This window comes from Acidimicrobiia bacterium (assembly GCA_036396535.1).
Classification (GTDB): Bacteria; Actinomycetota; Acidimicrobiia; order Spongiisociales; family UBA5794; genus DASWKR01.
Window position 1 is genome coordinate 62,617 of sequence record DASWKR010000028.1, and the last position, 13,539, is coordinate 76,155.

The 13,539-nt window shown below is 68.2% G+C and carries 15 protein-coding genes; 6 read left to right on the plus strand and 9 right to left on the minus strand.

Features of this window, described 5'->3' with window-relative positions:
- The first annotated feature begins 60 nt into the window (after positions 1 to 60).
- A complete protein-coding gene (locus VGC47_04375) occupies positions 61 to 1,824 on the plus strand; it encodes an ATP-binding protein (protein HEX9854527.1) in 1,764 nt (587 codons plus the stop codon).
- 41 nt (positions 1,825 to 1,865) lie between these two features.
- On the plus strand, positions 1,866 to 2,654 hold the full coding sequence (locus VGC47_04380; GenBank protein ID HEX9854528.1) for an HAD-IB family hydrolase: 789 nt from the start codon (positions 1,866 to 1,868) through the stop codon (positions 2,652 to 2,654).
- Positions 2,655 to 2,697: 43 nt separating this feature from the next.
- On the opposite strand, the gene VGC47_04385 is transcribed toward VGC47_04380, so the two are convergent.
- Genes VGC47_04385 through VGC47_04395 form a run of 3 tightly spaced genes read right to left on the minus strand, consistent with a single transcriptional unit; the run spans position 2,698 to position 5,211 of the window.
- Positions 2,698 to 4,077, minus strand: a complete 1,380-nt coding sequence (locus tag VGC47_04385) for an MFS transporter (protein HEX9854529.1) — start codon at positions 4,075 to 4,077, stop codon at positions 2,698 to 2,700.
- Complete coding sequence (locus VGC47_04390; GenBank protein ID HEX9854530.1) at positions 4,074 to 4,643, minus strand: winged helix-turn-helix domain-containing protein; 570 nt, start codon at positions 4,641 to 4,643, stop codon at positions 4,074 to 4,076. Before VGC47_04390 ends, VGC47_04385 begins: the two co-directional genes overlap by 4 nt.
- Entirely contained in the window at positions 4,615 to 5,211 is a 597-nt protein-coding gene (locus VGC47_04395; GenBank protein HEX9854531.1) for a hypothetical protein, read from the minus strand. Before VGC47_04395 ends, VGC47_04390 begins: the two co-directional genes overlap by 29 nt.
- A gap of 53 nt (positions 5,212 to 5,264) precedes the next feature.
- Here VGC47_04395 and leuC point away from each other — a divergent pair, with 53 nt between their 5' ends.
- Both leuC and leuD read left to right on the plus strand, forming a co-directional pair.
- Positions 5,265 to 6,662, plus strand: a complete 1,398-nt coding sequence (gene leuC / locus VGC47_04400; GenBank protein HEX9854532.1) for a 3-isopropylmalate dehydratase large subunit — start codon at positions 5,265 to 5,267, stop codon at positions 6,660 to 6,662.
- On the plus strand, positions 6,659 to 7,261 hold the full coding sequence (gene leuD, locus VGC47_04405) for a 3-isopropylmalate dehydratase small subunit (GenBank protein ID HEX9854533.1): 603 nt from the start codon (positions 6,659 to 6,661) through the stop codon (positions 7,259 to 7,261). The genes leuC and leuD overlap by 4 nt, the downstream gene beginning before the upstream one ends.
- A gap of 117 nt (positions 7,262 to 7,378) precedes the next feature.
- Here the strand turns inward: leuD and VGC47_04410 are convergent, their stop codons facing one another.
- Together VGC47_04410 and VGC47_04415 are read right to left on the minus strand one after the other, a co-directional pair.
- Positions 7,379 to 7,528 carry a hypothetical protein gene (locus tag VGC47_04410; GenBank protein HEX9854534.1) on the minus strand — a complete coding sequence of 50 codons (150 nt, stop codon included), beginning with the start codon at positions 7,526 to 7,528 and terminating at the stop codon, positions 7,379 to 7,381.
- Between the two features lie 31 nt (positions 7,529 to 7,559).
- On the minus strand, positions 7,560 to 7,925 hold the full coding sequence (locus VGC47_04415; protein HEX9854535.1) for a hypothetical protein: 366 nt from the start codon (positions 7,923 to 7,925) through the stop codon (positions 7,560 to 7,562).
- Positions 7,926 to 8,022: 97 nt separating this feature from the next.
- Between VGC47_04415 and VGC47_04420 the strand changes: the two genes are divergently transcribed.
- Positions 8,023 to 9,018 (plus strand): hypothetical protein, encoded by a 996-nt coding sequence (locus tag VGC47_04420; GenBank protein HEX9854536.1) that lies wholly within the window; start codon positions 8,023 to 8,025, stop codon positions 9,016 to 9,018.
- 52 nt (positions 9,019 to 9,070) lie between these two features.
- Complete coding sequence (locus VGC47_04425; GenBank protein ID HEX9854537.1) at positions 9,071 to 9,439, plus strand: hypothetical protein; 369 nt, start codon at positions 9,071 to 9,073, stop codon at positions 9,437 to 9,439.
- Here the strand turns inward: VGC47_04425 and VGC47_04430 are convergent, their stop codons facing one another.
- The 4 genes from VGC47_04430 to VGC47_04445 all read right to left on the minus strand — a co-directional run bounded on the left by VGC47_04430 (position 9,440) and on the right by VGC47_04445 (position 13,504).
- Positions 9,440 to 10,225, minus strand: coding sequence for a glycerophosphodiester phosphodiesterase (locus VGC47_04430; protein HEX9854538.1), 786 nt, complete (start codon positions 10,223 to 10,225; stop codon positions 9,440 to 9,442).
- Between the two features lie 40 nt (positions 10,226 to 10,265).
- Positions 10,266 to 11,501: an imidazolonepropionase gene (gene hutI, locus VGC47_04435; protein HEX9854539.1), complete on the minus strand. Its 1,236-nt coding sequence runs from the start codon at positions 11,499 to 11,501 to the stop codon at positions 10,266 to 10,268.
- Positions 11,498 to 13,156 carry a urocanate hydratase gene (gene hutU / locus VGC47_04440; GenBank protein HEX9854540.1) on the minus strand — a complete coding sequence of 553 codons (1,659 nt, stop codon included), beginning with the start codon at positions 13,154 to 13,156 and terminating at the stop codon, positions 11,498 to 11,500. The genes hutI and hutU overlap by 4 nt, the downstream gene beginning before the upstream one ends.
- Before the next feature lie 114 nt (positions 13,157 to 13,270).
- On the minus strand, positions 13,271 to 13,504 hold the full coding sequence (locus VGC47_04445) for a hypothetical protein (GenBank protein HEX9854541.1): 234 nt from the start codon (positions 13,502 to 13,504) through the stop codon (positions 13,271 to 13,273).
- Positions 13,505 to 13,539 lie beyond the last annotated feature (35 nt).

A 13,539-nucleotide genomic window follows, 5' to 3' on the forward strand; every position in this document is an offset into this window, starting at 1 on the left:
GAGTTCTGAACTGCGCCTTTGCCGCTTCACGGGCCGTGGGATGCTGCCGATAGGACACCCGTGAGCGAAGCAACCGGTGCCGGGCGGGTCCGACGCGCCGTCCTCGTGACCGGCACGGTCTCGGTGAGCGCCGCGCTGATCCTCGAGCTCCTCCTCGGATCGGGAACGTACCAGCCGCAGCCGCTCCGCATAGCCGCATACCTCGTCATCCTGCTTCTCGTGTGGGACGCCAGACGCCGAGGCAATCGGGTCGAGGTTCTCACGCTCGGCTCGGCGGTGCTTCTCTGCGTCCTGTCACTCGCAGACGGTGCCCTCCCCGAGCGAGGCGCCGGGTTCGGCCCCGGGACGACTGCAGGCATCGCCGGCCTCGTCTGTGTCATGTACCTGGCGACCCGCGAGACGACCAGGATGTGGCCCGTCTGGTCGATGAGCGCCGGCATCGCCGCCTTCGGGGTGCTCTCGGTGGCCATCGAGCGGCCGTCGGGAGCCATCGCGGTCACCTGGCTGCTCGTGGCGATCCCTACCCAGGCACTGGCGATCTGGCTCGTCGTCGACCTCACGGCGCGGCTGGCGAACCACGCCAGAGCGGAGACCGTGAGAGTCAGGATCCAGAAGGCGCTGGCGGCGTGCTCCCACATCCTGCTGGCGCGCGACGACGAGACGGCGATCGAGAGCGCGTTGCGCGCCCTGCTCGACGCCACCGAGGCCGACTACGCCTACGTCGACGTGAACCAGTCCGAGCCGGACGGCAGGGTGACATGGCGGATCGTCCATGACGTGATGAGCTCGCGGGTCCCGATCGGCCCCGGCGATTTCCAGGACGGCAACTACGACGACATGCCCTGGGTCGCCGACATGCTCGGTGCAGGAGAGCACGTCGAGATCCGCGTCGAAGAGCTTCCGGAGCGGCTGAGAAGCCGGTATGAGGCAGAGGGGGTGAAATCCGAGCTCGCCGCCCCGATCCTGATCGGCGGCGCGTGGATAGGGACGATCGGGTTCACCGACTTCTATCGCGACGGGGTGTGGACGGACCTCGAGGTCGATGCCCTCATGCGGGCCGCCGACATGGTGGGGGCGTACTGGACGCGCGAGCGCGCCCGCGAGGGGCTGGAGAACCTGGCCATGGCGAAGGACCGGTTCGTGGCATCCGTGAGCCACGAGCTGCGGACGCCCCTGACGGCGGTGGCCGGGTTCTCCGCCGAGCTGCGCGAGAACCTCGAGCGACTCACGACGACCGAGATCAGAGAGATGGTGGAGCTCATCGCCGGGCAGAGTGACGAGGTCGCCAACCTCGTCGAGGATCTGCTCACGGTCGAGCGGGCCGCCGCCGGCAACCTCGCCGTCAACCCGGTCGAGTTCGACCTGACAACCGCCGTGGCGTCCGTGGTGGCCACGACGCCGCTCGACGGCAAGTCCGTCGTTCAGGTTCCGGGCTCGATCTTCGCCGTCGCTGATCCGCTGCGGACGCGTCAGATCGTTCGCAACCTACTCACGAACGCCGCCCGCTACGGCGGCCCGTCCGTCAGGGTCACGTGCACAGAGCACGGCGTCCACGCTTCCGTGACCATCGCCGACGACGGCCCCGGGGTCGAGGGCATGGACGCCGAGCGCATCTTCGACCCGTACTTCCGCTCGCGTCCGGAAGGCGGCGTGCCGGGTTCCGTCGGCCTCGGGCTGGCCGTCGCCCGGCAGCTGGCACGCCTCATGGGAGGCGAGCTCGTCTACGGCCGCAAGCGGGGGTGGACCGAGTTCGTCCTCACTCTCCCGAGCCGGCTGCCCGCCAAGGGGCAGCCGGTCGGGGCCGGCGCCTCGGTGTCCCGATGACTCCCGGAGACAACTCGACGTCGCACGTAGACTCGCCGGTGATGCAAGAGGCAGCATTCTTCGACCTCGACAAGACCGTCATCGCCAAGTCCTCGACGCTCGCCTTCGGCAAGCCGTTCTACAAGGCGGGCTTCGTCGGGAAACGAGCGCTCATGAAGATGGGATTCGCCCAGCTCTTCTACGTGCTGTTCGGAGCGGACGAGGAACAGCTGCAGCGAGCCCGCGACCAGATGCTGCAGCTCACTTCGGGTTGGCACCGCGCCGAGATCGAACAGCTCGTCGAGGAGACGCTCGATGAGGTCGCCGATCCTCTCGTCTACGCCGAGGCGCTGACCCTCATCGACGACCACAAGCGGCAGGGCCGCCTCGTCTACCTCGTCTCGGCGAGCCCGGTCGAGATCGTGCGTCCCATCGGTCGCCACATCGGCGTCACCAACGTCATCGCAACCAGGGTGAAGACGGACTCGGCGGGCTTCTTCCTCCCCGAGCTGGCGCTGTACGCCATGGGCCCGGGCAAGGCGGACGCCATCAACGAGCTCGCCGAGCGAGAGGGCATCGACCTCGGCTCGTCGTTCGCCTACAGCGATTCGATGACCGACCTCCCGATGATGGAGTTGGTCGGCCACCCGGTGGCGGTGAACCCGGAGAAGGACCTCAGGAAGCTCGCCGAGGAGCGGGGATGGGAGATCCTCGAGTTCCAGCGGCAGGTGTCGCTGCGCACGCGTCTCGCTCGACCCGTCCCCATCATCTCCGGAGCGACGATCGCGGCGGCGGGCATCGGCGCCCTGGCCGTGATCCTGCTGAAGCGCCGCGCCGCGGCGAGGGCGTGACGTCGCAGACGGCGGCCGCGCCTGCAGGCCCGATGGATGCCGCTCAGGCTCCCGGCGCCTTCTCCGCTTCCTTGGCTGCGATCCCCTCCGCCCTGGCGGCCTCGAGCTTGGCGGTGGTCAGCTTCGGGGCGGCATAGAGGAACACCAAGGCGTACGCCGCCGCGGTCACGAACCACGGCATCCGAAGGGCCAGCTCTCGGCTGGCGAACGTGTCGGTGGCCGATACGATGAGCCCGCCCAACGCCAAGCCGATCGGCATCATCCCCCAGGCGAAGAACCGGTACACGCTGTTCACCCTGCCGAGAAGCCTGTCGGGGATGATCGTCTGGCGCAGCGACACCGTGATGACGTTCCACAGCACCGCCGTGAACGTGAACGCCACGAACATCAGCCAGGCGATCGGCCAAGCAGACGTGACGCCGATGACGAGGGATGTGATTGCCCCGCCGATGAACGTCACGTAGAGCGACGTGCCGCTCCCCAGCGCCTTGCTGACCCGCGATGCGCTGACGCTTCCGATGATCCCGCCGAGGGCGCCGCCCGTCATCAGCAGGGCGAAGGCGAACGAGCCGATGCCCAGTACCTCCTGGGCGAAAAGGACGAGTGTGGCGAACGTGAGGCTCGACAATGCGTTCATCAGGCCGAGGATGATCGCCATCGGGCGGAGGAGCGAGTGGCCCCAGAGCCAGGAGAAGCCCTCCGCGATCTCCCTGCGCCACTCGACCTTCTTCGATGCAGGCACGTCGCGCCTGGTACGGAAGTCGCCGGCGACGAGGAAGACGAGAGCCGCGGCGACGGCAAACGTGCCTGCATCGAAGAAGAACGGGAGAGCAAAGAGCGCCGCGATGAGGAGGCTGCCGAGGGGCGGTCCGACGAAGCTGTTGGCAACCATCTCGGCTCCCCACATCCGCCCGTTCGCCTTCTCGAGAGCGCCCGGCTCGACGATGGCCGGCATGATCGTCTGGGCGGCGTTGTCCCGCAGCACCTCCGCCAAGCCGAAGAGGAGTGAGGCGGCGACGAGAACGGAGTAGATCGCCATGTTGGTGGAGATCGCGATCCCGCCGGCTACCTCGTCGGGGGAGGGCAGCGAGTCGGCGCCGACGACGACTGCAACGGCGACCCCGAGGGTGACGACCGTCCTGAAGGCGTCCATGGCAACCATGATCCTGCGCCGATCGACCCTGTCGGTGATGACGCCGGCGGGAAGCGTGAAGACCAGCCACGGGATCCGCTGGGCGACGGCGATGAGGGCGATGAGCAACGGGTTGCGCGTGACGGCAGAGGCGAGCCACGGGTAGGCGATGAGGGCCACACCGTCCCCCAGGTTCGAGATGACGCTTGCGGTCCAGAGCTTCCAGTAGTTCCCACCCAGCTTGGCGCGGTCGCCCTCGGCGGCCCGAGCCGCGGTCTCCTGGTCGGTCATTCCCTCGGCTCCTTGAGCGATGGTCGGTCTGTTGGATAGACGGCGGCGACGAACCCGTAGACCCGCGATCCGCCTCGCGGCATGCGGACGAACTCCTCGGCCAGCAAGAGCACCCTCCGTGAGAACTCCGCGGCCGCCTCCTCCGGGATCCTGACATGGCGGAGCGTGGTCATCGGGAGCGCCGAGCCGGCCTCGGCCACGGCCTCCTCGGCAGCTTCGCTGAGCATCCACATCTCGCCCTCCGCCGGAATCGCGCCGAAGACGATCGTGCGGCCCGTCCTGCCGTAGTACTTCTCGGTCATCGCCCTCACCTTCCTAGTGCGGACGACCCGGACGAGGTCGGCATCCTCGAGGACCTTGATGTGGTAGCCGACCGTGCCCTTCGGCTTGCCGAGCGCCGCCGCCAGGTGCGACGTCGTCGCGGCCCGCTCGAGCAGCATGTCGAGGACGGTCTTCCGCGTCGGGTCGCCGATCGCCTTCAGTTGTTCAGGTGTGTCGGCGACGACGTAGTCGTCGAGGCTGTAGTCCGGGATGCTCTCAGGTGCCGGCAGAGGTATGGTCGACATCTTCCGTATTGTCGGGATTTCCCGACCCAATGTCAACCGGACGTCGAGAGCCGCGCCCTCCGAGCACCCAGACCGCCACAGCGGCGAGGGCAGCCGCCGCGGCAGCCAGCCCCAGCCAGCCCCACCGGCGGGTGTCCCCGTCGCCCGGATCTTCGATGGCCGGATCTTCGATGGCCGGATCTTCGATGGGTCGTGTCGTGCCTCCGCCGGAAACCTGCTGCAGCGCGGCCGGATCGACCCCGAGCTCGACCAGGGTGTGCACCTCGGAGACGACTGCGGTCGTCCCCGACTCGGCGATCAACTCGAAGCCCATGCGGAGGTCGGGTCGGATCGGAACGGTCACGATCCCCTGCCACACCCCTGACCGCACGTTCGAGAGGGCGACCGGGGGAAGCTCGGCGCCATCCACGCCGACGGTCCGCGCCAGGACCGCAACGGCGCCCACCTCGACCTCGACCGTCACGCTGAGCTGGAGCTCGCCGTTGCCTGCCCGGATGGCGCTCACCTCGGCCTCACCGAACGGGGCGGCGAGCGTGACGGAGAGCAGCATGGCCAGCAGCGTCGGCACAGAGGCAGGTTACCGTCGGCAAGGGTTCTCGACGGGTTGCCTACTATCCGACGATGGCTGCCAGCACCCTGTTCGACAAGGTCTGGGCCGACCATCTCGTCGAGGATGGCGACCCTGCCTTGATCTTCGTCGACCTGCACCTCGTCCACGAGGTCACGTCTCCGCAGGCGTTCGAGTCGCTCGAGCTGTCCGGCCGTCCGGTCCGCCGCCCCGACCTCTGCCTGGCGACGATCGACCATGGCGTGCCGACGGAGGGGAGAGCCCTCGGTATCCAGGATCCGCTCTCTCGCCGGCAGATCGACACTCTGGTGGAGAACTGCCGCAGGCACGGGATCACGCTGTTCGGGATCGACGATCCGCGCCAGGGCATCGTGCACGTGATCGGCCCGGAGCAGGGCGTCACCCAGCCCGGGATGACGATCGTCTGCGGCGACTCGCACACCTCGACCCACGGCGCCTTCGGGGCGTTGGCTTTCGGGATCGGAACCAGCGAGGTCGAGCACGTGCTGGCGACGCAGACGCTGTCGCAGACCAAGCCCAAGTCCATGGCGATCAACGTCGAAGGCACCCTGCCGACCGGGGTGACGGCGAAGGACGTGATTCTCGGCATCATCAACCGCATCGGCGTCGCAGGCGGCACCGGCCACGTCATCGAGTACCGGGGCTCGACGATCCGGTCTCTGTCGATGGAGGGTCGGATGACGATCTGCAACATGTCCATCGAGGGCGGGGCCAGAGCCGGGATGATCGCCCCGGACGACACGACGTACGAGTACCTCGTGGGAAAGCCTCACGCCCCGATCGGTGCCGCGTGGGACGATGCCCTGGCGTACTGGGAGAGCTTGCCAACGGACGAAGGGGCGCTCTTCGACGCCGAGGTCGACCTGAGAGCCGCCGACCTGGCGCCCTTCGTGTCGTGGGGCACCAATCCGGCACAGAGCGTCCCGGTCACGGGGCGGGTGCCCTTCCCTGACGACTTCGACGATCCGCTCGACCGCGACGCCACCGAGCGAGCACTGGCGTACATGGACCTCGAGCCGGGCACGGCCATCGAGGAGATAAGGATCGACCGGGTCTTCTTCGGTTCGTGCACGAACGCCAGGATCGAGGACCTGCGGGCGGCCGCCCCGCTCCTGGAAGGCAAGACGGTCCACCCGGACGTCTCGGCGATGGTGGTCCCCGGTTCGGGGCTCGTGAAGATGGAGGCCGAAGCAGAGGGCCTCGACAGGGTCTTCAAGGAGGCGGGCTTCGAGTGGCGAGACGCCGGCTGCTCGATGTGCCTCGGCATGAACCCGGACATCCTCGCGCCCGGCGAGCGATGCGCCTCGACGTCCAACCGGAACTTCGAGGGCCGCCAGGGAAGGGGCGGGCGAACCCACCTCGTGAGTCCCGAGATGGCGGTCGCCGCCGCCGTCGAAGGCCACTTCGTCGACGTGAGGAGGTGGACGTGAGAGCCGTCACGATCATCGAGGGACAGATGGCCCCGCTGCCGCGGGCGAACGTCGACACCGACCAGATCATCCCCAAGCAGTTCCTGAAGCGCATCGAGCGGTCCGGCTTCGGGCCGTTCCTGTTCTACGACTGGGCGGTTGACGAGGAGGGCGAGCTCGTCCCGGACTTCATCATCAATCGCCCCGAGTACCAGGGTGCCAAGGTGCTGGTCACCGGCCCGAACTTCGGCTCGGGGTCGTCACGCGAGCACGCCCCGTGGGCCCTGGAGGACCGCGGTTTCGAGGCGATCATCGCCCCGTCGTTCGCCGACATCTTCCGCGGTAACTGCCACAAGATCGGGCTCGTACCGGTGCAACTCGCCCAGCACGAGGTCAACCACCTCATGGGGCTCGCCGAAGATCCGCGCAACGCAGTGACGATCGACATAGCCAACGATCAGGTGATCGCCGAGGGCTTCGAGGCGACGTTCGACCTCGACCCGTTTGCCAAGCACTGCCTGGTGAACGGGTTGGATCACATCGCGCTCACGATGCAGCATGCCGGCGCAATCGGCGAGTTCGAAGCGGCTCGACCGCCCTTCAAGCCGTCTCTGGCATGAATGGGCCGGCGCCTTCGCCGTCCTGAGCAGGGCGAAGCTTCATTTCTCGCCGTGGTTCTCGCCGTGGTCGTGGTGGTGGTCCCGGGAGCCCCGACCGGGCTCGCCCTCAGCGGTTCGTCAACACCCGGGCTCGCCGTGATTTCCGCAGCAGGCTGACCCCGTCCTCAGCTTGATCCCGGTGTTCTTGAGCGACAAACGCAGCTTCTTCGCCGTCGACGCCTCGTACGTGCTCCAGTTGTCGAAGAAGTCGCGCACAACGTTTGCCATCCATCGAATGTAGCCGTCGCCGACTCGCCGGTCAGCCGGCGAGCGGTGGGTCCACTGCCACGCTCGGCCAACCGAGCGGAGGATCGACCGCCACGCTCGGGAGCTCGAGCAGCGGATCGATTGCGACGTCGGGTGCACCGAAGATCGGATCGACTGCCGCATCGGGATTGTCGAGCAGCGGGTCGACTGCGACGTCGGGTGCGTCGAGCGGCGAATCGATTGCGATCTCAGGCGTGCCGGTATCGGCCACGACGGACTGCTCGTTGACGGGCTCGTCGACTTCTCGGGGTGAGGAGCTATCGGCGTCGAGCGCCGCCGCCAGACCGAATGTTCCCAGTCCGATGAGGAGCGCCAGCAAGAGTGCGTCTGCGATCCTCGCCAAACGTTCGTCGTCCATGCCGCTACGACGCCCGCGGCTCCGGCCCGGTTCCGTCTGTGCCACCGGCGGGAACCGGTCCGCGGTGATCCGTCGTTTCTCAGTCACACTGATGTCGGTGAAACTCCTGCCCTCGATCGTGCTCGCATGCAGCGTCCTCGCTGCGTGTGGGGGACGCGCAGATCAGACGACGACGCTCGCCACCACCTCGACGACACGCGAAGCGGCAGTCTCGACGACCGTCGCTGCGACGACGGCAACGGAACCGGACACCACGCCGCCCGAGCTGACGGTGATCGACCCCGAGCCGAACGCGGTTGTCTTCCAATCCGTCTACACGTTCCGAGGAACGACCGAGCCGGGAGCCGCGGTCGTCGCCGCCGGCCGGTACGCGGCCGACGTGGCCGATGACGGGAGCTGGTCGGTGGTCCTCGTCCTCACCGAGGGAGGCAACCTGGCGGTGTTCGTGGCGACGGACTCCGCTGGGAACGAGGAGCGAGTGAGCTTGCAGGTGGCGTATCACCCGCAGTTCGAGGGCGACTGCGGCGACCTGCCCCGCGACGTCATCCCCGACGGCGTGTCCGATTTGGACGCCGGCTTCGGCGACGTCGACGGGGACGGCCGGCAGGACACGATCACCGTCTACAACATCGACGGAGTCGGCTATCTCCACTTCGCCCTCGGGTACGGTTGGAGCGTGCAGTCCAGGCTCGCCCGTGCAACGCCGGGCGGCGTGGAGCGGGTCGTCGACATGGGAGGGCCGGTCGTATTGCTCCGTCTCGACGAGAGCAGCGATGGAAGCGCATACGGCCTGTACGCCCTCCACGGTTGCGAGATCGTCGCCGTGCCGGAACCGGACGGCTCCGTCCCCACACTGTTCCGCGGGTTCCGCGACTCCGACGCCGGATGGTTCTCTTGCAGCCCCGACGGGGTGACCCAAGTGCTCGCCTTCATCGAAGGCGGTGAGGTGCATGCGCAGTTCCACGAGTACCTGTACGACCCGGCGGCGGCGAGCGTCACCGAGGTGAGCGCCACCGAGACCGTCGAGAGCGGCAGTCTCTCCGACGTCACAGCCCGGCTCATGGGCGTGTACCCCTCGTGTGTCGACGGCTGAACCGAATCCCGCCCGTTGCTTGCGTCGGCACCGTCCTAGCCTGCCGGACACGGTGGAGCGGCCAACGAGACACGAGCAGGCTCAGGCGATCCTCCAGCTGAAGGGGGCCCGCCTCGCCTCCCGGATCATCGGCAGGCACGCCAGAACGGCCTCCGACTATGAAGAGGCCTTCAACCTCGAGCTCGTGGACCTCATCAGCGAGATCACCACCCCCGCCGCCCTTCTGGCGCTCGGCCGCAACGTGGTCGGCCCGGCGGACGGGTTGTACGTCCTCGACGACGGAGATACGTACCGGGTCTACCTGCAGGACCGCGGCGACATCCGCTCGGCAGTGAGTGGGGCCTCGTTCGAGGAGGCGAGGACTGCAGCCGTCGAGTGCATCCTTCGTCTGGGAGGGCTCCCCTACCGCCCGCCCGGTTGATCAGGCCCTCGCCGCCACCACGTCGTTGAGGACGTCCGGCCGGTCGGTGACGATCCCGTCGACGCCGAGGTCGAGCAGCCTGTGCATGTCCGCCGCGTCGTCGACCGTCCACGTGTGGACCTGGGCTCCCGTGGCGTGGGCTCCGTCGATGAACCTCCTGTCGATCGGCATGCCCCGTTGGTCGAACGGCACCTGGTACGCGGTGGCCCCGACCCGGGGGGACCGGCCGAGGCGCGACGCCACCCACATCGCAACGGACGCCGCCGAGCCTGCCGAGGTCGCCACCTGTCCGCCGGTCAGCCGCGTGAAGCGCGCGATCCTGCGGTCCGAGAAGGAGGCGATCAGCACGCTGGGCCGACGATCGAGGCGCTCGACGATCTCGGCTACCGCCTCGGGCGTTCCGGTGGCCTTCAAGTCGATGTTGAAGTGCACGTCCGGCCACGTCGCCAGCACGTCCTCGAGAGCGGGGATCCCGATCCCCTCGCCCCGATACGGGAAGTCGCCGGAGGGCTGGTACGTGAAGGCGGCATCGAGCTGTGAGAGCTCGTCGAAGCGCCAATCGGCGACACGCCCGGTGCCGTTCGTGAGCCGGTCGAGCGTTGCGTCGTGGAACACCACGACGACTCCGTCCCTCGTCAGGCGCACATCGGTCTCGAGGTAGCGATAGCCGAGGTCCACCGCACCCTGGAACGCCTCCATCGTGTTCTCGGGCCAGAGCAGACGGCTCCCGCGGTGAGCAAGGCGGATGGGGTGCTCCTTCGAGAGGTATGGATGGATCGTGCTCACACCCCCAGTCTGGCAACCATGCGACGGTCGACGAGCGCCGTCAGCCGAACGACTCGGGCAGCGGCGTCGGCGCGGCGACGGTGACGCCGTCCTTGAGCACAGCGTGGACGAGCGGGCTGTCCGGGCGGTACGCCAGGTGGACATGGCTTGGCGCGTCGAGGACGACGATGTCGGCGGCGGCTCCCGGCCGCAGCCATCCCTTCGAGCGCTCCCGAAGAGCGAGAGCGCCTCCCCGCGTCGCGCTCCACAGGGCGTCATCCGGGGACATGCCCATCTCGAGAGTTGCCAGAGCGATGACGAACGGCATCGTGAGGACGTAGCTGGTACCCGGGTTGGCGTCCGTGGCGATGGCGATCGTCACTCCCGCCGCGGCGATCCTTCGAGCGTCGGGCTGAGGCAGCCGCATCGAGAACGAGACGCCGGGCAGGAGAACGGCGACTGTTCCTGCCTTCTCCATCGCCGCCAGCTCGTCCCCTGTGACATGATCGAGGTGGTCGGCGGAGGCGGCGCCCACCTCGGCGGCGAGCCCGGCTCCGCCGGACGAAGCGAGCTGGCAGGCGTGGAGGCGGGGCACGAGACCATGGCTTTTCGCCGCTTCGACGATCCGCCTCGTCTCGGCAACCGTGAAGACGCCCTCGTCACAGAACACGTCGCAGAACCGCGCCAGCGGGGCGCACCTCGGGAGGATATCGCCGACGACGTCTTCCACGTAGGCGTCCCGGCCGCCCGGCCATTGGCGTGGAACCGTGTGCACCAGGTAGGTCGAGGCGACGTCGAGCGGAAGCTGCTCCATCACCGCCCCGGCGATCTCGAGGAGGCGCTCCTCACCGGGGCCGTCGAGGGCGTACCCGGACTTGATCTCGACGGTCGTCGTGCCCGCTGCGAGCATCGTGGCCGCCCTGGCCCGGGTGGCCTCGAGGAGATCGGCCGTCGCCGCAGCGACGGTGGCGGCGACCGTCGCCTCGATCCCGCCACCGGACGCCAGGATCTCCTCGTAGGCGCGCCCTGCGAGCCGCTCGCCGAACTCGCCCGCCCTGTCGCCCCCGAAGACGAGATGCGTGTGCGAGTCGACGAACCCGGGCACCGCGGATCGTCCTTCGAAGGCAACGCTCGGCATGGCCTGGAAGTCACCAGGGAGCTCGCCGCGCTTGCCGACCCATGCGATCGTCCCGTCGACGATGGCGATGGCGGGGTCGGTGACGATGCCGAGCCTGCTCCCGTGGGCTGGATCGTTGGTGACGACCTGGCTGAGGTCGGTGAGGACGAGATCGCTCACACCTGATCCATCGGGATCGTGACGCCCCGCTCGTCCGCCGTCCGCCGGGCCCGTGCGTAGCCGGCATCCACGTGGCGGATGACCCCCGTCCCGGGATCGTTGGTGAGGACCCGCTCCAGGCGGAGCGCCGCCTGCGCAGTCCCGTCGGCAACCACTTGGGCGCCGGCGTGGATCGACTTGCCCATGCCGACGCCCCCACCGTGGTGCACCGCGACCCACGCCGCCCCGGATGCAGTGTTCAGCAGGGCGTTGAGGATCGGCCAGTCGGCGACGGCGTCCGACCCGTCCGCCATCGCCTCGGTCTCCCGATATGGCGAGGCAACGGACCCGGAGTCGAGGTGGTCACGCCCAATGACGATGGGCGCCGCGACCTTCCCGGAAGCGACGAGGTCGTTGAAGGCGAGGCCCGCCTGATGACGCTCTCCGTACCCGAGCCAGCAGATCCTGGCGGGGAGCCCCTGGAAGCTGACCCGCTGGGCTGCCAGCTCGAGCCACCGGTTCAACGGGCGGTTGTCCGGGAAGAGGCGAGCAACCGCGTCGTCCGTGGCTGCGATGTCCGCCGGATCGCCGGACAGGGCGACCCAGCGGAAGGGACCGAGGCCCTCGCAGAAGAGATCTCGTATGTATGCGGGCACGAACCCCTGATAGGCGAAGGCGTCGTCGAACCCTCCGAGCTTCGCCTCGCCTCTGAGGTTGTTCCCGTAGTCGAACACTTCGGCACCGGCTCGCTGAAAGCCGACGATGGCCTCGCAGTGGACCGCCATCGACTCTCTCGCCGCCTTGATGTAGCCGGCAGGGTCCGACCGTCGCAACTCCTCCGCTGCCTGCAAGGTCATCCCCCTCGGGACGTATCCGTTGAGAGGGTCGTGCGCAGACGTCTGATCGGTGACGATGTCGATGTCGGCGCCGCGAGCGAGCAGCTCAGGGAACACGTCGGCCGCGTTCGCCTCGACGGCGACCGACAACGGACGTCCCTCCCGCTTGGCGGCCTCCGCAACGGCGAGCGCTTCGTCGAGTGACTCGGCGACCTCGTCGAGGTAACGAGTCTCGAGACGGCGGCGGATCCGGTCGGGGTCGACCTCGACGCAGAGGGCGACCCCGTCGTTCATGGTGACCGCAAGCGGCTGGGCGCCGCCCATGCCGCCGAGACCGCCCGTGAGCGTGATGGTGCCCCGCAGGGTGTTGCCGGCTCGTTTCTCGGCGATGGCGGCGAACGTCTGAAACGTGCCCTGGAGGATGCCCTGCGTCCCGATGTAGATCCAGGAGCCGGCGGTCATCTGGCCGTACATCATGAGCCCTGCCGCTTCCAGCTCCCAGAAGTGCTCCCAGTCCGCCCAGTCTGGAACGAGGAGGCTGTTGGCGATCAGGACCCGGGGCGCCATCTCGTGTGTCGAGAAGCGCCCAACGGGCTTCCCGGACTGGACGAGGAGCGTCTCGTCGTCCTCGAGATCGCGCAAGTGGTGGACGATGGCGTCGAACGCTTCCCAGCTGCGAGCCGCTTTGCCGCGACCGCCGTACACGACGAGGTCCTCAGGACGTTCGGCCACCTCGGGGTCGAGGTTGTTCATGAGACAGCGCAGCGCTGCTTCCTGCAGCCAACCCTTGCAGGACTTCTGGGAGCCGCGAGGCGCCGTGACGAGCCTGGGACCGGTCACGCCGTCACCCTAGTTCGGCGTACATGCCCGGGAGGCTCCATGATCGACCCCGTGATCGACCCCGGACGCGCCGCGGCCGCCGACGAGCGGCGGCCGCATCGATCCGCCGAGGACTCAGACCCCTCCGCCTCCGCCTTCGCCTCCGCCTTCGCCTTCGCCTTCATCTGGCCCGTCGTCGTCGCCCTCGAACCGATCCTTGACGTCGCCTGCGACATCCTTGGTCTTGTCCCAGGCCTTCTCGGCGACGTCACCTGCTTTCTCGACCATCGGCTTCGCCTTCTCGGCCACGGTTCCTGCCGAATCCTTCGCCATGCCGAGCCACTTCTTGACGGTGTCTATGAATGCCACTGCTCACTCCCGGGGTCGCTGATCGTTGCCCGATT

Bases quoted from the DNA above. Each gene is read 5' to 3' on its own strand.
- VGC47_04385 (HEX9854529.1), bottom strand. From the start codon at position 4,077: ATGACCGACCAGGAGACCGCGGCTCGGGCCGCCGAGGGCGACCGCGCC.
- VGC47_04415 (HEX9854535.1), bottom strand. From the start codon at position 7,925: ATGGACGACGAACGTTTGGCGAGGATCGCAGACGCACTCTTGCTGGCG.
- VGC47_04380 (HEX9854528.1), top strand. From the start codon at position 1,866: ATGCAAGAGGCAGCATTCTTCGACCTCGACAAGACCGTCATCGCCAAG.
- leuC (HEX9854532.1), top strand. From the start codon at position 5,265: ATGGCTGCCAGCACCCTGTTCGACAAGGTCTGGGCCGACCATCTCGTC.
- VGC47_04390 (HEX9854530.1), bottom strand. From the start codon at position 4,643: ATGTCGACCATACCTCTGCCGGCACCTGAGAGCATCCCGGACTACAGC.
- VGC47_04410 (HEX9854534.1), bottom strand. From the start codon at position 7,528: ATGGCAAACGTTGTGCGCGACTTCTTCGACAACTGGAGCACGTACGAG.